The sequence below is a fragment of the Rhodococcus ruber genome (assembly GCF_027270735.1).
GTDB classification, from domain to species: domain Bacteria; phylum Actinomycetota; class Actinomycetes; order Mycobacteriales; family Mycobacteriaceae; genus Rhodococcoides; species Rhodococcoides rubrum_A.
The window spans coordinates 546,081-566,468 of the sequence record NZ_JAPWIJ010000003.1 but is presented as its reverse complement, the minus strand read 5'-3'; the positions used below and the strand labels follow the sequence as shown (position 1 = coordinate 566,468).

Here is a 20,388-nt window from a genome sequence, read left to right as displayed (position 1 = left end):
GCTTTCGCCCGTGCTCGGGCTACTCTTGCCCGCGTGAGTTCCGAGCTGGCCGTAGTGACGGTGACCTATTCGCCCGGCGAATACCTGGATCAATTTCTGACGTCTCTACGTGAGGCCACGACGCGCCCCTATCGGGTGATCATGGCCGACAACGGCTCGGTCGACGGCACCCCCGAGGCAGCCGAGGCAGCATTCGACGAGGCCGAGTTGCTGCGCACCGGCGCGAACATCGGTTACGGAGCAGCGGTCAATCGCGCGGTGGCCGCCGTGGACCCGGCCGTCGAATTCGTCGTCGTGGCCAACCCCGATGTGCGCTGGCATCCCGGTTCACTCGACGGATTGCTCGACGCAGCGGCTCGGTGGCCGCGAGCAGGTTCTCTCGGTCCTCTCATCCGCGAGCCCGACGGCTCTCGTTACCCGTCGGCTCGGTCGGTGCCCGATCTGACGTCGGGTGCGGGCCACGCGATACTGGGCAAGCTCTGGCCGAAGAACCCGTGGACTCAGCGGTATCGCCAGGAGAACGAGACGGTGACCGAGCGACCCGTGGGGTGGCTGTCGGGATCGTGCCTGTTGCTGCGGCGGTCGGCGTTCGATTCGATCGACGGATTCGACTCGCGCTACTTCATGTACATGGAGGACGTCGATCTCGGTGACCGGCTCGGCAGGGCGGGCTGGCACAACGTCTACGTTCCCGATGTCGAGGTAACCCACTCGAAAGGCCATGCAGCAGGGCGGCATCCGGAAGTGATGTTGCCCGCACATCACACCAGTGCGTACCGCTTCCAGGCCGACAGGCACGCGAAGACGTGGCAGGCTCCCTTACGATTGGCTCTGCGCGCCGGTCTCGGTCTTCGCTCGAAGATCGTTGTGACCTCGGCGCTTCGGGCCCGCGCAGTTGAAGGACGACTCACGGACGAGAGAACAGAGGCTGGACATGTCGGATAGTTCCCCATCGGTCGCCGCACGTACCGATGCAGTCATTCTGGTCGGCGGCAAGGGAACTCGGCTCAGGCCGCTGACGCTCTCGGCACCCAAGCCGATGCTCCCCACCGCCGGCCTACCGTTCCTGACCCATCTCTTGGCCCGCATCAAGGCCGCGGGTATCGAGCACGTCGTCCTCGGAACATCGTTCAAAGCCGAAGTGTTCGAGCAGCATTTCGGAGACGGATCCTCGCTCGGCATCGATCTCGAATACGTCTTCGAGACCGAGCCGCTCGGCACCGGCGGAGGCATCAGGAACGTCCTACCGCGACTGCGTGCCGAGAACGTCATGGTCTTCAACGGCGACGTGCTGGGCGGCACCGATCTGACGGCAGTTCTCGATACGCACCGAACCACCGACGCCGATGTCACGTTGCATCTGGTTCGTGTCGGCGACCCGCGCGCGTTCGGTTGTGTGCCCACCGACGAATCCGGCCGCGTGACAGCGTTTCTCGAGAAGACACAGGATCCGCCGACCGACCAGATCAACGCCGGTTGCTACGTTTTCAAGCGCGAGATCATCGAGTCCATCCCGGCCGGCCGGCCGGTGTCGGTGGAGCGAGAGGTGTTTCCTGCCTTGCTCGCCGAGGACAAGAAGGTCTACGGACACGTCGACAGCGCATATTGGCGTGACATGGGTACGCCGGAAGACTTCGTCAAGGGCTCGGCCGATCTGGTCCGCGGCATCGCGCCGTCGCCTGCGCTGCACGGAGATCGAGGTGAATCCTTGGTTCACCCGAGCGCAGGAGTGGCACCCGGCGCACTGTTGATCGGCGGAACCGTCGTCGGCCGGGGGGCCGAGATCGGTGCCGGAGCTCGCCTGGACGGTGCCGTCGTGTTCGACGGTGCGGTTGTCGAGGCGGGGGCCGTCGTCGAGCGGTCCATTCTGGGCTTCGGTTCCCGCATCGGACCTCGCGCCCTGGTGCGAGACGCGGTCATCGGCGACGGTGCGGACATCGGAGCACGTTGTGAGCTGCTCCGCGGCGCACGCGTATGGCCCGGCGTCAAGCTGCCCGACGGCGGAGTGCGCTTCTCCACCGACGTCTGACCCGACCTGCTCGTCGCTACCGGCGGCGTGCAGCGAGTGCGACGAGACGGTCGATCGTCTCGTGCTCGGCGGTGTCCGGCAGAGCGTCCACCGGCCACCATCGAAGATCCGTCGACTCCTCGCTGCGCACCGCTCGGGCACCGTCCGGGGCGCGCACCAGGAACCTCAGGTCGAGGTGCCGGGTCGCCTTACCCAGCGAGCACGTGATCGGGTGCGTGTGCGCCGAAAGCAGTGCCGGATCGATGGCCAGATCAGCGATCCCGGATTCCTCGGTGGCCTCACGCAGGGCCGCGTCGACCACAGTGTGGTCCGTCGGTTCGCAGTGGCCGCCCAGTTGAATCCACCGGCCGACCTTCGGATGAAGAGTCAGCAGCACGTGGCTTCCCGATTCGTTCAGCACCAGCGAGGACGCCGTGAAGTGGCCGGCCTCGTTGGCGCGCAGACATGCATCCGGGTTGCTGTGCAGAAACGCCAGCATCGTGTGCCGGAGCGATTCGTCGCTGGAATCGGACGGTGCCCATCGATCGAGCGATGCTCCGACCGAACTCCACAGAGTCGAATGAGGTGGCGTCGACTCCGACACGTCAGAGCTCCAACAGTGACGAGCCGGGCAGCACCGGATCCCGAACCGTCGACGGCTCGCTGGGGTGCCCGATTGCGATGGCTCCCATGGCTTTCCAATCTGCACGCAGTCCGAGTTCGGCGCGCACGGTATCGGCGGCGAAAATGGTCGAGCCGATCCAGCAGCTGCCCAGCTCCCGCACCGCGAGGGCGACGAGCAGACCTTGTACGGCGGCACCGACCGCCACGGTGAACATCGTGTCCTCCGCGGCTCGACGCCTCTCGTCGGGGTACGAGTGCGCGCCGTCCGGCACACAGAACGGCACGACGATTTCCGGTGCGTCGAACAGAATGTCACCGCGGCTCAGTCGCGCGGCGATCCGTTCCTCGCTGAGGCCGTCTTCGGTCAGGTCGGCGCGCCACTGCTCGCGCATGGTCTCGAGCAGCCGACGCCGCAGCGCCGGGGTTCTGACCCACACGAACCGGACCGGTCGAGTGTGGTGCGGGGCAGGGGCGGTGAGAGCGTCGGCAACCGAAGCCCGAATCAGCTCGGGATCGACCGGGTCGGAGGAGAACGAGCGCACCGACCGTCTCAGGAGCAGAGCCTCCCGACGGCCACGATCGAGTGCTTCGGCGGTTCCGAGCCAGAACAAGTCGTCTTCGCCGCCGCGCAGGAGGGCCGCCGCGGTGGAACCGTCGTCGACCGGTGCCAAGCCGCGTACGACGGCGATCGGGACACCGCCCAGCTTGCCCTTCACCAGATCGCCTGCGGCAGCGAGCTCGTCCGCGATCGCGACCTCGGTGACCACGAGCTCGTTGCCCTGACCGTCTTCGGCTCCGGCGTAGGCGTGCAGAACCGGAAGGCCGGCTGCGCCGATGGCGGCGTCGGTCTGCCCGATCCGCCAGGCGCGCCCCATGGTGTCGGTGACGACCACGGCCACCGTCACCCCCAGCAGTTCGCCGAGAGCTGCGCGCAGTGATGCGGCGCTGGCGTCGGGGTCCTCGGGCAGCAGTGCCAGTTCGCCACCGTCGACGTTGGAGCCGTCGATGCCCGACGCGGCCTGCACGATGCCCAGCCGGTTCTCGGTGATGAGGGTTCGGCCCTTGCGCGCAACGATGCGCACCGCTTCCTGCTCCACCAGCACCCTGCGGGCAGCGTCTCGCTCGTCGGCATCGTGCGGTGCCTGCACCAACCGGCCCTCGACCTTGGAGACGATCTTGCTGGTGACGATCAGGATGTCGCCGTCGCGCAACCACGGCGCTCGCTCGGCGATCGCCGAAGCCAGGTCGTCACCCGGCCTGAATTCCGGGAGCCCGGTGATCGGCAGCATTTCGATCGAACCGCCCGGTGCATGATCGCTCGGTACCGGAGACTTCGAGTCGGTCGCGCGTGGATCGGTCACAGGTCGAGTCCAGCCGCGAGCAGCGCTGTACGCGCCATCACCGCTGTGGTCTCGGGGTCGGTCATCAGCAACGGGACCGACTGCACGTCCACTCCGTCGACGACCGCGGCGTCGGTGGTGTGCACCAGCCACGCGTCGAGAATGCCGGTACCGCTTCGGCTTCCGTAGTGACGGCCTACCGCCTGTGCAGTGGTGTCGACACCGATGACGGACAGGCACTCGTCGGCCATGCCGCGCAACGGTTTACCGTCGACGACGGGGGAGAGGCCGACGACCTTGGCCTCGGTTGTCCTGAGGGCCCCGCGGATACCCGGCACCGCAAGGATCGCGCCGACGCTCACCACCGGGTTGGACGGCGCCAGGACGACCGCGTCGGCTTCGGTGATCGCTTCCACCACTCCCGGTGCCGGAGTTGCTTGTTCGGCACCGATGTTGGCGAAACTGTGGGTCGGAATCTGCGCGCGGTAGCGAACCCACCACTCCTGGAAGTGGATTGCGCGCTGCTGCTCACCGCTCGGATCGTCGGGATCGGTGACCACCACGTGGGTCTCCGAGCGATCGTCGGTGACAGGCAGCAGCCGGACGCCCGGTTGCCACCGGTTGCAGAGAGCTTCGGTGACTGCCGACAGCGGAAATCCGGTGCGCAACATCCGACTGCGGATGAGGTGTGTGGCGATGTCACGGTCACCGAGTCCGAACCAGTCGGGATCGGCACCGTAGGCCGCCAACTCGTCACGAGCGTTCCAGGTCTCGGCGATGCGGCCCCATCCTCGCTCGGTGTCGATTCCGTCACCCAGCGTGTACATGCACGTATCGAGATCCGGGCAGATGCGAAGGCCGTGCATCCACACGTCGTCGCCGACATTGACCACCGCAGTTATCTCGTGCTCGGGGTTGTCGCCGAACAAGGATTTGAGACCCTGAAGGAACCGTGCGCCACCGACGCCACCGACCAGAACAGTAACTTTCACAACGCACGAGCCTAGTGGGGTTGCGGCGGTGCGGGGCGAGCGCCCACCCGGTGCTGCGCCGTACGAGCGGACGGTGTGCGGGTGCGAGAACCGCCGCGACACGCACGGGACGGGCTCCGATTCGGGGAGACAGCCGATTTCGGGCATGGGATGGTATTGGATTTGCGCGATCGGCTTGACCGCGACACACCTGTGCGTGTCTAATCACAGGTATGTCATTCAGTGTTCGCAGCACGAGTTCGATTGCAGCGAACCTGGTTTCGAACACTCGTTCCCTTCCTGTTCGTCGTTGCGTGGACGTCGAGTAGAGGTCGAGAGTTGGACGGACGCTCGTGCGTTCGGGCGCGCCAGTTCGACCGAATACCTGCGCGGGGCAAGGTATTCGAGCACACGAAGACCGAAAGTATCTGCGCTAGCACAGGTGAGGAGGCGGAAGCGATGTATGACGAGCACGTGACACGTGATCAGCGGGGCGGACCCACTGCACACCTCAGCGCTGTCGACGACGCGCCGCAGACCGAGTCCGACAACGGGGCAGATTCGAGCGTCACGATCGACGCGGGTTCTGCGTACGTGACCCGAACGATCGAGACACAGTTCGAGACCGGCGGCGATACCGACAGCGATGTCGACTCCGACGCCGACCTGATGCCGTTCGTTGCCGAGTCGGTTCCGCCGGCCAAACCGTTCCTCAGTCTCGTCGCAGGATTCGACGAAATGTTCGAGGAGATCGAGGATCAGTGGCAGGAGCGCGCGCTGTGCGCCCAGACCGATCCCGAGGCCTTCTTCCCGGAGAAGGGTGGATCGACCCGCGAGGCCAAGCGAATCTGCCTCGGCTGCGAGGTCAAGGACGAATGCCTCGAGTACGCACTCGCCAACGACGAGCGGTTCGGTATCTGGGGCGGGCTGTCCGAGCGGGAACGGCGTCGACTCAAGCGCGGAATCGGCTGAGCGCTCCACCGACTCTCGGTTGCGCTCGGCCCATCACTCTCCGGGCCATCACCCGCCGGACCATCACTGCGCGGCGCTGTTCGGATCCACCTCGTCCGGGTCGATACCGAGATAGGTCGCTACCTGCTCCACCAGAACCTCGAACAACAGGTCTTCCAGATCTTCCGGGTGCTTTGCGCGACGCTCGAGCGGTCGTCGGAACAGCACCACCCTGGCGCGTGTCGTCTCACCGCGCTTGTCTATCCCGGCCGGCACCAATCGTGACAACGGCACGGGACCCTCTGCCACAACTTCGGGTGGCCATGTCACGGACTCCGGATCCAGTGCCCTGATCTTGGGCACGTCGTCGACAGCGATGTCCAGTTTCGAAAGCTTGTCGTGCCATCGATGATCGATTCGCGCGAACGCGTCGAGAACGTACCGGTCGAACTTCTCTGCGCGTGAGCGCCTGGCTGGGACGTCGTCGGGCAGAACCGGTCCGCGGATGCCGCGGCCGTGCCGTGCCACGGACCGAGAGGTGACTCTGCGCGCGGAGGAGAATCGAGGCATGGGGGGAGGTTATCGCGCTCGACCGGTGTGTCGGTCGTTCGGTCGGTTGCACCCACCGGATAGTCTGCACTCGTGAGATCACTGCGTGGCTGCTGCAGGCCTGGTTGCAACCGTTCTGCTGTTGCAACGCTCACATACGTCTACTCCGATTCCACCGCGGTCGTCGGGCCGCTGGCCACCGTGGACGAGCCACATTCGTGGGATCTGTGCGAGATCCACGCGTCGACGACCACCGCGCCGAAGGGCTGGGAGCTCGTACGGTACGAGGGTGGCTACTCGACGTCGACGCCTGACGAGGACGACCTGACAGCACTGGCAGAGGCAGTTCGTGAAGCGGGCCGCGGCGATCGCGTCCGCTCCGAGGACCGTGAGATGGATCGGTCCGCGTCTCGTTCTTCCGACGGTGAACGACGATCCGCCCCGGCCGTCCGAACGGGCAGGCGCGGTCACCTTCGAGTGCTTCCCGACCCCACGTCCTGAGCCGCCGCGCACAGCGGTGTGACGATCGACGTCCGACTGGCCGGTCCGACTGCCGTCTGGCAAGGTTTTCGAGCAGGACCGAAACGGTCTGTGCCCTTCTGCCGATACCGGTGCGGACGCACCGTCACACACGCTCGACGACGCCGATGTTCGGCGTCGCAAGAACGATCACCAGGAGAATCTTCGTGGCCCGAACCGCAGAGTCCGTCAACGCCGTCATCAAGGCCTACGACGTCCGTGGCGTCGTAGGTGAGCAGATCGACGAGGCGTTCGTGCGAGACGTCGGGGCCGCGTTCGCGCGTCTGGTTCGTGACGAGGCGGGGGCAGCGCGGTCGGTCGTGATCGGCCATGACATGCGTGATTCGTCGCCTGCGCTGTCTCGCGCCTTCGCCGACGGCGTCACCGCTCAGGGACTCGACGTGGTCCACATCGGCCTGGCGTCCACCGATCAGCTGTACTTCGCCTCGGGCCTGCTCGAATGCCCGGGGGCGATGTTCACCGCCAGCCACAACCCGGCGAAGTACAACGGGATCAAGCTCTGCCGGGCCGGCGCGAAGCCGGTGGGACAGGACACCGGTCTGGCAACCGTCAAGGCCGAATTGGTGAACGGGGTACCCGAGTTCGACGGCCCGGCCGGCACCGTGACGTCCCGCGACGTCCTCGACGAGTATGCACAGTTCTTGCGAGACCTGGTCGATCTGTCGGGAATCGGTTCCATGAAGATCGCCGTGGACGCAGGCAACGGAATGGGCGGGCACACCGTGCCTGCAGTGTTCGGACCGTTGCCGGTGACGATCGAGCCGTTGTTCTTCGAGCTCGACGGCAGCTTTCCCAACCACGAGGCCAATCCGCTCGATCCGGCGAATCTGGTGGATCTGCAGCGTTTCGTCGTCGAGACCGGCTCCGCTATCGGGCTCGCGTTCGACGGCGACGCCGATCGCTGCTTCGTCGTCGACGAGAAGGGCGACCCGGTTTCGCCCTCTGCCGTCACCTGTCTGGTGGCCGAGCGTGAACTGGCCAAGGAGCCCGGCGCGGTCATCATCCACAACCTCATCACCTCCCGTTCCGTTCCGGAGCTGGTCATCGAGCTCGGTGGCACGCCGGTGCGAACCCGCGTCGGCCATTCCTTCATCAAGCAGCAGATGGCCGACACCGGAGCCATCTTCGGCGGAGAACACTCTGCCCACTACTACTTCCGGGACTTCTGGGGTGCCGACTCCGGCATGCTCGCCGCGCTGCATGTCCTCGCCGCTTTCGGTGCACAGGACCGCCCACTGTCGGAGATGATGGCCGCCTACGAGACCTACAGTGCATCGGGCGAGATCAACTCGACCGTCGACGACGCGGCAACTCGTACCGAGGCCGTGCTCGCTGCGTTCGCCGATCGAACCTCGGGCATCGACCGACTCGACGGCGTGACAGTCGATCTCGCCGACGGTTCCTGGTTCAACCTGAGGGCCTCGAACACCGAACCGCTGCTCCGACTGAACGTGGAAGCGCGTACCGACGCAGATGTGGATGCACTTTCGACCGAGATATTGGGCATCGTTCGCGCCGGACTGGAATAGTGGTTACCGAGGGTTCATGAGTGGGTAAGCGTTCGTTTCCGGTCGGTGACGAAGGGGAGGTGTCGCAGCCATGACCACAGTGTCGTCTCTGGTCGATCTCGACGATGCCGACGCTCTCATCGCGGCCGATCGCGAGGGTGCGTTGCGTAGTGCTGCGCTGGCGGGCGCGCAGGTTCGCGCTGTCGCGGCGGCGGTGGACGAAGCGGTGCTGGTTCGGTTGGCCGATCTACGCCCCAGAAGCGTGGTGATCGTAACCGGTGACGGTCGCAGCAGTCGGGCGGCGTCACTTCTCGTCGCGGCGCTCGGTGACCGACTCGGCGTTCCGCTGGTCCGAAGTACCGGAACTCCGCCGTGGATCGGCCCACTCGATGTGGTGGTGGTGGCCGGCGACGACGCCGGAGATCCGCGCCTCGCCGAGTCGGTGGACGCCGCAGCGCGTCGCGGCGCGGAAGTGGTGGTGGTGGCACCCGAGGAAGGGCCGCTGCGTGCCGTCCGAGGGGCAAGAGTCATGTGGTTGCCGCCGCGAATTGCGGTCCGCGACCACAATGCATTGATGCGCTATCTCGCCGCATTCGTCGCCGTTCTCGGGGCGGTCGCCGGTGGATCGTGGAAGACGTTGCTGCCCAATCTGTCTCGTCTGGCCGACCTGCTCGATGCCGAGGCGGTTCGAAACAGCCCATCGAACGAGGTCTTCCACAACCCGGCCAAGGCTCTCGCCAGCGGAATGAACGGTCGGCGGGTGGTGCTGTCCGGCAGCAGCCCTGCAGCCGTCGAGGTGGCTCGGCACGGCAGTGAGGTACTGCTGCGTGTGGCGGGTGTGCTCGTCGGTGCCGGTGAACTCGGCGATGTCATCGCCGCGTCCGTCCGGGCATCGACGGTCGAATCTGCGGGTAGGGCACAGACATTCGATTCGTTCTTTCACGACGAGCAGCTCGACGGCCCACCACCCGCCCTGCCGATGCGCGTCATCGTCGTCGCATCCGACGTCGATCGCGCGATGACCGAACGACGACTTGCCGGTGTGGCCGAGTCGGAATTGTTGCTCGCCGAGTCGAGTGAGGCATTGTTCGGCGGCGCGAGGTCGGGATCCGAACTCGACATCACCGTCGCGTCAGCCGGTCCGGCTACACTTTCGGTGCTCGACACCATGTCCGTGTTGGCGACGCGGTTGGACACGACCGCCGCGTATCTGTTGTTGATGGGCGGTAGCTAGTGCAGCTCTTGCGTGGTGCGGTTCGGTCCTACGCATGGGGGTCGCGAACCGCTCTGGCCCGTATTCAGGGTCGCCCGGTTCCGTCCGATCATCCCGAGGCCGAGATCTGGCTCGGTGCTCACCCAGCCGATTCGGCGCACGTGGTGCACGAGGGCGGCAGCACCCCACTGCTCACCTTGATCGACGGGGATCCGGCGACGCAGCTGGGAGGCTCGGCTCGGCAGTACGAATCCAGGCTCCCTTACCTGCTGAAACTGCTTGCCGCAGAAGAGCCTTTGTCGTTGCAGGCCCACCCCAGCAGTGCACAGGCCCGTGAAGGCTTCGCACGCGAGAATGCGGCCGGCGTCCCCATCGATTCTCCGGTGCGCAATTATCGGGATCCGAATCACAAGCCGGAACTGATCGTGGCGCTCACCGAGTTCGAGGCACTGGCCGGCTTCCGGAGCCCTACGGAGACCGTGGAACTGCTCGACGCTTTGGCCGTCTCCGCGCTCGGTGGCTACCGCACATTGCTTGCCGCACAGCCCGATGCTTCCGGCCTGCGTACGGTGTTCACCTCGTGGATCACGCTTCCCGGGCAGTCGCTGGACGATATTCTTCCGGCCGTCGCCCAGGGCTGCATCGACTATCTTTCCGGTCCTGCGCGCACGGACGGTGGACGGTTCGCCGCCGAGGCCAGGACTCTGCTCGAACTCGGCGAGTCCTATCCCGGTGACGCCGGTGTGCTTGCAGCACTGCTGCTCAACAGGGTGACCTTGGCTCCCGGCCAGGGCCTGTACCTGGACGCGGGAAACCTGCACGCATACCTGCGTGGTACCGGAGTGGAGATCATGGCGAACTCCGACAACGTGTTACGTGGAGGACTGACTCCCAAGCACGTCGACGTCCCGGAACTGCTGCGCGTATTGGACTTCGAGCCGGCCGATATCACTCCCATCACTCCGGGCGAGGACGATCGGCCCACCTATCTGTACCTCACGCCTGCACCGGAATTCGCGCTGAGTCGGACGGCCGTGGCACCGGGGGAGACTGTCGAAATACGCGGATCCGGTCCCCGAATTCTGTTGTGTACCGACGGAACCGTCGTGGCGAGTACCGGCGGCCGAGAGTCCGGGCTGACGGTGCCGCAGGGCAGCTCGGCGTGGATACCGGCTGCGGATCGATCCGTCACTGTGACTGCCGATTCGGGCGTGGCCGAGGTGTTCGTGGCCTCCGTCGGCCGCCAGTAGATCCCTCCCGGCCGGTCGCATCTGTGCGGAAGTCTTTTCGAACTGCGGAAGTGCGCGACCGACGTACCCGAAGGCAATAGTCTGATGTCACAGTGAACTCTGCGACGGGTGTGATCCGTGGGCAGAGGCGAATACGCGCTACGGAGGCCCGATGAGCAGAGCAGACCGGCCGGCCAAGACCCCGCGCACGACGGGGTGGTTCCGGACCAAATCGATCGAGCAGTCGATCGAGGACACCGACGAGCCGGATACCAAACTCCGGAAAGAACTCGGGTCGTGGGACCTCACCGTGTTCGGCGTCGCCGTTGCCGTCGGTGCGGGCATCTTCACCCTGACCGCGCGAACCGCCGGAAACGTGGCGGGACCGGCCGTGTCGGTGGCGTTCGTGCTCGCAGCGATCGCCTGCGGCCTGGCGGCTCTGTGTTACGCGGAGTTCGCCTCGACGGTTCCCGTCGCCGGCAGCGCGTACACGTTCTCCTACGCCGCGTTCGGTGAGTTCATCGCCTGGATCATCGGCTGGGATCTGATCCTCGAGTTCGGCCTCGCGGCTGCCGTTGTGGCCAAGGCGTGGTCGCTGTACCTGGGAGACCTGCTCGGTACGGCCGCACCGGTACTCCAGATCGGTTCGCTGAACTTCGACTGGGGCGCACTCCTGATCGTGGTGGTGCTGACGGTACTGATCGCGTCGGGCACCAAGTTGTCCTCGCGGGTCTCGCTCGTTATCACCGCTATCAAGGTGATCGTCGTCTTGTTCGTCGTCGTGCTCGGTGCCTTCTACATCAAGGTCTCCAATTACGACCCGTACATTCCTCCGTCGCAGCCCGGCTCCACCGGGGAAGGCCTGCACCAGTCACTGTTCTCGTTCGTCACGGGTGCGGGAGGTAGCACCTTCGGCTGGTACGGACTTCTGGCCGCGGCGTCGCTGGTGTTCTTCGCGTTCATCGGCTTCGACGTGGTCGCGACGACGGCGGAAGAGACCAAGGAGCCGCAGAAGGCACTGCCGCGCGGCATCCTCGGGTCCCTCGCGATCGTGACCGTGCTCTATGTGGCCGTCACCCTGGTGCTGACCGGAATGGTGAAGTACACCGACTTGGCGGGTGACAGTTCCACGCTGGCAACGGCATTCGAGCTCAACGGTCTGACCTGGGCCAAGAACATCATTTCCTTCGGCGCGCTTGCCGGTCTCACCACAGTGGTGATGGTGTTGATGCTGGGCCAGACGCGAGTGCTCTTCGCGATGTCGAGAGACGGATTGGTGCCACGTGGATTGGCCCACACCGGAAAGAAGGGCACGCCGGTTCGGACGACGATTCTGGTGGGCGTCATCGTCGGACTTCTCGCGGCCTTCGTTCCGCTGGGCACGCTAGAGGAGATGGTGAACATCGGAACGCTGTTCGCATTCGTGCTCGTGTCGGCGGGTGTTCTGGTTCTGCGCAAGACTCGACCGGACCTCGAACGCGGCTTCCGAGTGCCGTGGGTTCCTCTGGTGCCGATCCTCGCCGTGCTCGCGTGCCTGTGGTTGATGCTGAACCTGTCGGTGGAGACGTGGCTGCGCTTCCTGGTCTGGATGGCCGCGGGTGTCGTGATCTACGTGCTCTACAGCAGGCGTCATTCGGTGATGGGACAGCGGGAAGCTGCGAAGGCGAATACGGAGAAGTAGCCGGCACACCGTCTTGGTAGCTCGTCCTACGATGCCCGGCCGGATTCGGTCGGCGTCACATCGAACCGCGAGAATGTTATACCCTCGAAAACAGACTTGGAGGACTCCTAAGGTTCGATGAGAGGGTGTTGACACAGTGAATGCGAACGGCCGAATCGCTTCCGCGAAGGATTCGGGTGTCGCTTTCGGGGGGCGGGATTCGAAGGCCGGCGGACGATCGGATCGCTGGCAGGACAGCAAACGATATTTGTGGATGCTGGGGCTGTTGGCCCCGGCATCGGCGCTGCTTCCGTCGCAGTTGGTCTATTGGACCGGCATGGCGGTCTTCTGGTGGAGCGGTGTTCTGGTGTTTTTCGTGATCATTCCGGTGATCGACCTGATCGCCGGTGAGGACGGGCACAACCCGGACGAGTCGACGAGCGAGAAACTGCAGAACGATCGCTACTACCGCTGGTGTACCTACCTTTTCCTTCCCATTCAGTTCGTCGGGCTGATCGTCGCGTGTTGGATGTGGGCGTACGGCGAGCTGACCGTGGTGGACAAGATCGGGCTCGCCGTGACGGTGGGCCTGGTGGCGGGCACCGGTATCAACGCCGCTCACGAGTTGGGTCATCGCATCGAGCAGCACGAGCGATGGCTGGCCAAGATCGCCCTCTCTCAGACGCTGTACGGGCACTTCTTCGTCGAACACAACCGCGGTCATCACGTTCGGGTGGCAACCCCGGACGATCCCGCAAGTGCGCGGCTCGGCGAGAGCGTGTGGACCTTCGTGCCGCGCAGTACTGTCCTGGGGCTCGTCTCCGCGTGGAGGCTCGAGGCGCAGCGTCTGCGGCGCAAGGGGCGCTCGGTCGCGAGCCCGACCAATGCGCTGCTGCACACCTGGCTGATGAGCGCAGGACTGTTCGGCGCGTTGATGGTCGTCTTCGGCCCGGCCATCGCGCCGTATCTTCTGCTACAGGCCGTCGTGGGATTCGTGCTGCTCGAGATGGTGAACTATGTGGAGCACTACGCACTGCTCCGCGAAACCAACGACCGTGGCAAATACGTTCGGTGCTCACCACGCCACAGCTGGAACAGCGACAGAATCTGCACGAACATTTTTCTCTATCACTTGCAACGACACAGTGACCACCACGCCAATCCCGGCAAGCGCTACCAGACCCTGCTCTCCTGCGACGAAGCTCCGCAGCTTCCGGCCGGATACGCGTCGATGGTGATACTCGCCGCAATCCCGCCGCTGTGGCGTCGAGTGATGGACCCGCGGGTACTCACGCACTACCAAGGCGATGTCACCCGTGCCAACATCCTTCCCCGCAAGCGCGCGCGCATTCTGGCGCGAGCCGGACGAAACGGATAGTGCAGACACGTCCCCCCGGGCAGTCGGTACTTCCACCGCGCGGACCCGATAGCCTGGTGGACAGACACTCAGTCAACAGGAGAGGCAAGATGACGACCTCAGTTACGTCAGGATCGGCACTCACCGTGGATCACCGCGGTGGAATCGACTTCAAGGTCGCAGACCTGTCGCTCGCAGAATTCGGCCGCAAAGAGATCAGGCTGGCCGAGCACGAGATGCCCGGTCTGATCGCGCTGCGTCGCGAATACGCGGACGTTCAGCCGCTCAAGGGAGCGCGGGTTTCGGGATCGCTGCACATGACGGTGCAGACCGCCGTCCTGATCGAGACCCTGGTGGCACTCGGGGCAGAGGTTCGCTGGGCGTCGTGCAACATCTTCTCCACGCAGGATCATGCGGCTGCGGCCGTGGTCGTCGGACCGTACGGAACCGTCGAGGATCCCAAGGGCGTCCCGGTGTTCGCCTGGAAGGGTGAAAGCCTCGAAGAGTACTGGTGGGCGGCCGAGCAGATGCTCACGTGGCCAGAACAGCCGGCCAACATGATCCTCGACGACGGTGGCGACGCCACGATGCTGGTACTGCGCGGAGCGCAGTTCGAGAAGGCGGGCGTGGTTCCGCCGACCGACGACGATCACGACTCGGACGAGTACAAGGTGTTCCTCGGTCTCCTCCGCCGTTCGCTCGAAGCGTCGAAGTCCAAGTGGACCGAGGTTGCCGCGTCCGTGCAAGGCGTGACGGAGGAGACCACCACCGGTGTGCTCCGGCTCTACCAGTTCGCGGCTGCAGGGGAACTCACGTTCCCTGCTATCAACGTCAACGACTCGGTGACCAAGAGCAAGTTCGACAACAAGTACGGCACCCGCCACTCGCTGATCGACGGCATCAACCGGGGCACCGACGTCCTCATCGGCGGCAAGGCCGTTCTGGTCTGTGGCTACGGCGACGTGGGCAAGGGCTGTGCCGAGGCGCTCAAGGGCCAGGGTGCACGTGTGACCGTCACCGAGGCCGACCCGATCAACGCGCTGCAGGCGCTCATGGACGGCTTCGACGTCCGCACGGTCGAAGAATTCATCGAGCAGGCCGACATCGTGATCACCTCGACGGGCAACCTGTCGATCATCACCTTCGAGCACATGCGCAAGATGAAGCACCAGGCAATCCTCGGCAACATCGGTCACTTCGACAACGAGATCGACATGGCCGGGCTGGAGAAGGCCCCCGATGTCACGCGCATCAACATCAAGCCGCAGGTCGACGAGTACCAGTTCAAGGACGGACATTCGATCATCGTGCTGTCCGAGGGCCGCTTGCTGAACCTCGGCAACGCGACGGGTCACCCGTCGTTCGTCATGAGCAACAGTTTCTCCAACCAGGTCATTGCACAGATCGAACTGTGGACCAAGCCGGACGAGTACGACAACGAGGTCTACCGCCTGCCCAAGCACCTGGACGAGAAGGTCGCGCGCATTCACGTCGAAGCACTCGGCGGCTCGATCACCAAGCTCACCAAGGAGCAGGCCGAGTACATCGGCGTCGACGTCGAGGGCCCGTACAAGCCCGAGCACTACCGCTACTGACCTACGGTGGGACGGCTTTTCGTCATCGAAGGAGTCGACGGTGCGGGCAAGAACACGCTCGCCCGTCGGCTCGTTTCGGCATGGGAACGTGACGGCCTCGACGTTGTGCGGGTCGGGTTCCCTCGTTACGACAGGTCGATTCACGCCGATCTCGCAGCCGAGGCCCTGCACGGCGAACACGGGGATACCTCGGGCAGCGTGCACGCGATGGCGCTCTTGTTCGCGCTGGACCGCAAGGACGCAGCAGGTGAGATCCGAGACCTGTTGTCTTGCAACGACATTGTATTGCTGGATAGGTATGTGGCTTCGAATGCCGCCTACACTGCTGCGCGGTTGGAACAGTCCGCAGACGGCGAGGCCGTCGAGTGGATCAGGGCACTCGAATTCGAGCGATTCGGTGTGCCGGTTCCGGACGTCCAGATGCTCCTCGACGTACCTGTGGCACTCGCCGCCGAGCGGGCAGCGGCGCGCGAGAGTGCGGACGCCGCCCGAACCCGGGATGCCTACGAGCGGGACGGCTCGCTGCAGAGCCGAACCTCGGCCGTGTACGGCGCTCTCGCGGCGTCGAGTTGGATGTCGCCGTGGCAGGTCGTCACCGCCGAGGTCGATCCTGATCGACTCGCCGCCGAGTTGGCCAATCAGCCATCAGGCGAGCTGAAAGTGACACCATAGGACCATGAAGCCTCGGATTCTGGTTGTGGACGACGATTCGGCTCTGGCGGAGATGCTCACCATCGTGCTGCGCGGTGAGGGGTTCGAGCCTTTCGTGGTCGGTGACGGCACCCAAGCGTTGGCGGCCGTGCGCGAGAACCGCCCGGATCTGGTGTTGCTGGACTTGATGCTTCCCGGCATGAACGGCATCGACGTCTGCCGCGTACTGCGGGCCGATTCGGGCGTTCCGATCGTGATGCTCACGGCCAAGACCGACACCGTCGACGTCGTGTTGGGCCTCGAGTCCGGCGCGGACGACTACATCATGAAGCCCTTCAAGCCCAAGGAACTGGTCGCGCGCGTTCGAGCGCGGCTGCGCAGAACCGAGGACGAACCCGCCGAATTGCTGTCCATCGCGGACATCGTGATCGACGTGCCCGCGCACAAGGTCAGCCGCGGCGAGGAACTGGTGTCGCTGACACCACTCGAATTCGATCTTCTGGTGGCGTTGGCGCGTAAGCCGCGTCAGGTGTTCACCCGAGAGGTGTTGCTCGAACAGGTGTGGGGTTACCGTCATGCGGCCGACACCAGACTGGTCAACGTGCACGTGCAGCGCCTGCGTGCCAAGGTCGAGAAGGACCCGGAGAACCCCGAGGTGGTGTTGACCGTGAGGGGGGTCGGCTACAAGGCCGGACCGCCGTGATCGGTTTCTCCCATTCTCGGCGGCGAATCAACGGCAAATTCTCCCCTCTGTTGCGGTGGTTTCGCTCGCTGAGTACGTCGCTGGGCCATGCCTGGCGACGGTCGTTGCAGCTCCGCGTCGTCGTGTCGACGTTGACGCTGTCCCTGGTGGTCATCCTCATCCTCGGCGTGGTGTTGACCTCTCAGATCACCGATCGGCTGCTCGAAGCCAAGTTGTCGGCGGCCACCGAGGAGCTCGACAGGTCGCGAACCACCGTCGAGGGCAACCTCGCCGGTGCCGATGATTCGAGCGGGCTCGCGACACGCCTCGAACGAGCGCGGGCAGCACTGACCAATCAGGACCTGGACGCGGCGTCGACCACCGGGTCGGCGGGATCGTTCGATCCGGTGTTGATCGTCGAGGGTGACGCGACCCGGGCAGAGGCGTCGGTCGGGCCGGTCGATCAGATCCCCAGCAGCCTGCGAGACTTCGTCAAGAAGGGCCTGATCAGTTCGCAGTACGCGACCGTCACCGACAGTGACGGCGGATATTCCGGATCGGCGCTCATCATGGGATCGCCGACCGGATCCGATATCTCGGCGCTACAGCTCTACCTGATCTTCCCATTGGCCAGCGAGGATCGAACACTTTCGCTCGTCCGCGGAACGTTGTTCGTCGGCGCAGTGGTACTTCTGGTCCTGCTCGCGGCGATCGCGATGCTGGTCGCGCGTCAGGTCGTCCTTCCCATTCGGTCCGCGTCGAGGATTGCGGTGCGCTTCGCCGACGGCAGGCTCAAGGAGCGAATGCCGGTTCGGGGTGAGGACGACATGGCCAGACTCGCGATGTCGTTCAACGAGATGGCCGAAAGTCTGTCCAAGCAGATCACCCAGCTCGAGGAATTCGGCAACTTGCAGCGCCGATTCACTTCCGACGTGAGCCACGAGTTGCGGACTCCACTCACCACCGTGCGCATGGCCGCGGATCTCATCCACGATGCCAGCGACGATCTGGAGCCCGCACTCAAGAGATCGTCGGAGCTGCTGGTCAACGAGCTCGATCGTTTCGAGACCTTGCTCGGCGACCTCCTCGAGATCAGTCGACACGACGCGGGTGTGGCCGAACTGGCTGCCGAACAGCTCGACCTGCGGATGTGCGCGCGCGCAGCGGTGTCCACCGTTCGGCACCTGGCGCGCGAGACCGGCACCGAAGTGATCGTCGACATGCCCGAGACCGCGGTCGTCGCCGAGGTGGACCCCCGGCGAGTGGAACGGATTCTGCGCAACCTACTGGCCAACGCACTCGATCACGGTGAAGGCAAGCCGGTGCTGCTGCGGCTGCGCTCGGACGCCGACGCGGCAGCCTTCGTGGTGCGCGACCAGGGAATCGGTCTGCGCCCCGGCGAAGAGAAGCTGGTGTTCAACCGGTTCTGGCGCTCGGATCCCTCTCGCGTCCGTCGCTCCGGCGGCACCGGACTCGGGCTGGCGATCAGCGTCGAGGACGCCCGACTGCACGACGGTAAGCTCGAAGCGTGGGGTGCAGTGGGAGAAGGCGCGTGCTTCCGGCTCACGTTGCCACTCGTGCGCGGGCACAAGGTGATCGGATCGCCGCTGCCCCTCAAACCCAGCACCAAGAAGTACGCGCAGGGGCAACCGATTCCGGCCATCACCGCACAGAAGACGTCGGCACCGGAGTCGGTGACGTGATTCGGTCGGCTCGTCGCGGTAGTCGGGTACTGGCGATCTGCGCACTTACGATCGCGCTGGTCGGTGGCTGCGCCAGCCTGCCCGAGTCCTCCAGCCCGCAGGCAATCGGAACCCTGACCGATGGTGCCGTGCCGACGAGTGCCCCGGCCCCCGAGCCCGGACGCGAGCCCGATCGCTTGCTGGACGATTTCTTCGAGGCCAGCGCCATCTCCGGCAACAGACATCAGGCCGCTCGGCAATTCCTCACCGAGGAGGCGTCGGGAACCTGGGACGACGGGGCGCGAACCGTCGTCGCAGACCGGATCGACACCCTGTCCGGACCACGTACCGCCGATGCCGCGCAGTTCACGATTCGTTCGACGACGGCCGGGATGCTGGCCTCGGGCGGGGAGTATCAGGCGGGTTCGGACACCTTCGACGTTGCGATCGACATGACGCGGGTGGACGGTCAATGGCGCATCTCCAAGCTTCCGCCCGGTGTCGTCATCGATCGGTCCGCATTTCTGAACACGTATCAGCAGCGATCGCTCTACTTCGTCGATCCTCTCGGCGGCGTGCTCGTGCCGGATGTGCGTTGGACGAGCGGATCGCAGGACCAGCTGGCCAATCAACTCGTGCAGCTGCTCATCGACGGTCCCAAGTCGGCTCTGTCGGCGGCAGTGAGCAACGAACTGTCCGACGACGTGAGCATTCGCGGTCCCATCACCAAGGCCGACGGTCAGACCTCTCAGGTGGGGGTGGGGCTCGGCGGCATCAAGATCGACTTCGGCGGCCTTCAGAACAAGAGTGACCGCGATCGCGAACTCCTTGCCGCTCAGGTGATCTGGACCCTGGCGTCGGCCGAGGTGGCCGGCCCGTACGTGCTGCTGGCCGACGGTCAACCGATCGATACGACCAAGCCCGACGGGTGGACGACCGCAGGCGTCGACTCCTTCGATCCACTCGGCGGCGCCGACGCCGGCATCGGGCTGCACGCCCTCGCGTCCGGCGGATTGCTCCGGGTCGACGAAGCCGAGACCACCCCCGCCCCCGGGTACTTCGGACAGGCCCGCAATCTGCGTTCGGTGGCGTTGTCGAACGACGGCACTCTGGTGGCAGGTGTCGCCGACACCGGGCGTCCTGCGCCTGCCCCGTCGAGCACGCTCATGGTGGGCAGCTACGACGGTGGCGCGTTCCCGGTGGCCGAAGGGCAGTCGATCACGCGGCCCACCTGGGGGGCGGACGACAATGCGGCATGGGCGGTCATCGACGGCACCAATGTCATCCGAGCCGCTCGTGATCCCTCCACCGGTCAGGTCTCGGTGATACCCGTCGACGCCACCGCCGTCACGACCCTGGGCACCCGAATCACCGAACTGCGATTGGCCCGCGACGGCGTACGAGCAGCGCTCATCGTCGACGGCGTCGTGTACGTGGCGACGGTGGTGCGTGATCCCACGGGCGTGTACTCGTTGACCTCGCCCCGCGCGGTGGCCATCGGACTCGGCAGTGACGCCACCAGTTTGGACTGGTCCACCGGAGACACCATCGTGATTGCGAGAGTCGCCACGGACACGCCGGTGGTGCAGGTGACGGTCGATGGATCCAGGATGGACGCCCTTCCCTCGCGCAACCTGACCACTCCGGTGCTGGCGGTCGACGCGTCGCCGGAAACGGAGTACGTGGCCGATGCGCGTGCGGTGTTCGCGCTCAACAACGCCGATCCGGTCGGCGACCGTTACTGGCGCGAGGTCACCGGCCTGGCAGGCGTGAAAGCAGTGCCGATTCTGCCCGGCTGATGTCGGCCGGTGGCGTGTCGGTGGGTGCG

General features: G+C 65.2%; 18 protein-coding genes. 14 read left to right on the top strand and 4 right to left on the bottom strand.

Going from position 1 to position 20,388, the window contains the following annotated elements; all coding sequences use genetic code 11:
• The first annotated feature begins 33 nt into the window (after positions 1–33).
• Both O4220_RS09860 and O4220_RS09855 read left to right on the top strand, forming a co-directional pair.
• Positions 34–945: a glycosyltransferase family 2 protein gene (locus O4220_RS09860; RefSeq protein WP_269603504.1), complete on the top strand. Its 912-nt coding sequence runs from the start codon at positions 34–36 to the stop codon at positions 943–945.
• The gene (locus tag O4220_RS09855; protein ID WP_032376891.1) at positions 935–2,029 is read left to right on the top strand and encodes a sugar phosphate nucleotidyltransferase; all 1,095 of its coding nucleotides are present in this window, start codon (positions 935–937) and stop codon (positions 2,027–2,029) included. Before O4220_RS09860 ends, O4220_RS09855 begins: the two co-directional genes overlap by 11 nt.
• A gap of 16 nt (positions 2,030–2,045) precedes the next feature.
• Here O4220_RS09855 and O4220_RS09850 read toward each other — a convergent pair whose 3' ends face one another.
• The 3 genes from O4220_RS09850 to cofD form a co-directional block, all read right to left on the bottom strand.
• The gene (locus tag O4220_RS09850) at positions 2,046–2,507 is read right to left on the bottom strand and encodes an NUDIX hydrolase (RefSeq protein WP_269603671.1); all 462 of its coding nucleotides are present in this window, start codon (positions 2,505–2,507) and stop codon (positions 2,046–2,048) included.
• A gap of 106 nt (positions 2,508–2,613) precedes the next feature.
• Positions 2,614–3,993, bottom strand: coding sequence for a coenzyme F420-0:L-glutamate ligase (locus O4220_RS09845; RefSeq protein WP_269603501.1), 1,380 nt, complete (start codon positions 3,991–3,993; stop codon positions 2,614–2,616).
• Positions 3,990–4,964: a 2-phospho-L-lactate transferase gene (cofD, locus tag O4220_RS09840; RefSeq protein ID WP_269603498.1), complete on the bottom strand. Its 975-nt coding sequence runs from the start codon at positions 4,962–4,964 to the stop codon at positions 3,990–3,992. The genes O4220_RS09845 and cofD overlap by 4 nt, the downstream gene beginning before the upstream one ends.
• Before the next feature lie 717 nt (positions 4,965–5,681).
• Here cofD and O4220_RS09835 point away from each other — a divergent pair.
• Positions 5,682–5,915 carry a WhiB family transcriptional regulator gene (locus O4220_RS09835; protein ID WP_027496498.1) on the top strand — a complete coding sequence of 78 codons (234 nt, stop codon included), beginning with the start codon at positions 5,682–5,684 and terminating at the stop codon, positions 5,913–5,915.
• Between the two features lie 63 nt (positions 5,916–5,978).
• On the opposite strand, the gene O4220_RS09830 is transcribed toward O4220_RS09835, so the two are convergent.
• Positions 5,979–6,464, bottom strand: coding sequence for a metallopeptidase family protein (locus O4220_RS09830; protein WP_269603496.1), 486 nt, complete (start codon positions 6,462–6,464; stop codon positions 5,979–5,981).
• Positions 6,465–6,536: 72 nt separating this feature from the next.
• Here O4220_RS09830 and O4220_RS09825 point away from each other — a divergent pair, with 72 nt between their 5' ends.
• The 11 genes from O4220_RS09825 (at position 6,537) to lpqB (ending at position 20,359) form a co-directional block, all read left to right on the top strand.
• Positions 6,537–6,944: a DUF3499 domain-containing protein gene (locus O4220_RS09825; protein ID WP_269603493.1), complete on the top strand. Its 408-nt coding sequence runs from the start codon at positions 6,537–6,539 to the stop codon at positions 6,942–6,944.
• A 185-nt stretch (positions 6,945–7,129) separates the two neighbouring features.
• Positions 7,130–8,512: a phosphomannomutase/phosphoglucomutase gene (locus O4220_RS09820; protein WP_269603491.1), complete on the top strand. Its 1,383-nt coding sequence runs from the start codon at positions 7,130–7,132 to the stop codon at positions 8,510–8,512.
• A gap of 70 nt (positions 8,513–8,582) precedes the next feature.
• Entirely contained in the window at positions 8,583–9,725 is a 1,143-nt protein-coding gene (locus tag O4220_RS09815; RefSeq protein WP_269603488.1) for a tobH protein, read from the top strand.
• Positions 9,725–10,954 (top strand): mannose-6-phosphate isomerase, class I, encoded by a 1,230-nt coding sequence (gene manA, locus O4220_RS09810; protein ID WP_269603486.1) that lies wholly within the window; start codon positions 9,725–9,727, stop codon positions 10,952–10,954. The genes O4220_RS09815 and manA overlap by 1 nt, the downstream gene beginning before the upstream one ends.
• A 151-nt stretch (positions 10,955–11,105) precedes the next feature.
• Positions 11,106–12,614: an amino acid permease gene (locus O4220_RS09805; protein WP_269603484.1), complete on the top strand. Its 1,509-nt coding sequence runs from the start codon at positions 11,106–11,108 to the stop codon at positions 12,612–12,614.
• A 253-nt stretch (positions 12,615–12,867) separates the two neighbouring features.
• The gene (locus tag O4220_RS09800) at positions 12,868–13,971 is read left to right on the top strand and encodes an alkane 1-monooxygenase (protein ID WP_269603482.1); all 1,104 of its coding nucleotides are present in this window, start codon (positions 12,868–12,870) and stop codon (positions 13,969–13,971) included.
• A gap of 89 nt (positions 13,972–14,060) precedes the next feature.
• Positions 14,061–15,545, top strand: coding sequence for an adenosylhomocysteinase (ahcY, locus tag O4220_RS09795; protein WP_269603479.1), 1,485 nt, complete (start codon positions 14,061–14,063; stop codon positions 15,543–15,545).
• A 6-nt stretch (positions 15,546–15,551) separates the two neighbouring features.
• Positions 15,552–16,217, top strand: a complete 666-nt coding sequence (locus O4220_RS09790) for a dTMP kinase (RefSeq protein ID WP_269603477.1) — start codon at positions 15,552–15,554, stop codon at positions 16,215–16,217.
• 4 nt (positions 16,218–16,221) lie between these two features.
• On the top strand, positions 16,222–16,899 hold the full coding sequence (mtrA, locus tag O4220_RS09785; RefSeq protein ID WP_072806710.1) for an MtrAB system response regulator MtrA: 678 nt from the start codon (positions 16,222–16,224) through the stop codon (positions 16,897–16,899).
• The gene (mtrB, locus tag O4220_RS09780) at positions 16,896–18,581 is read left to right on the top strand and encodes an MtrAB system histidine kinase MtrB (protein ID WP_269603474.1); all 1,686 of its coding nucleotides are present in this window, start codon (positions 16,896–16,898) and stop codon (positions 18,579–18,581) included. Before mtrA ends, mtrB begins: the two co-directional genes overlap by 4 nt.
• Complete coding sequence (gene lpqB, locus O4220_RS09775) at positions 18,581–20,359, top strand: MtrAB system accessory lipoprotein LpqB (RefSeq protein WP_269603669.1); 1,779 nt, start codon at positions 18,581–18,583, stop codon at positions 20,357–20,359. The genes mtrB and lpqB overlap by 1 nt, the downstream gene beginning before the upstream one ends.
• The last annotated feature ends 29 nt before the right edge of the window (positions 20,360–20,388 follow it).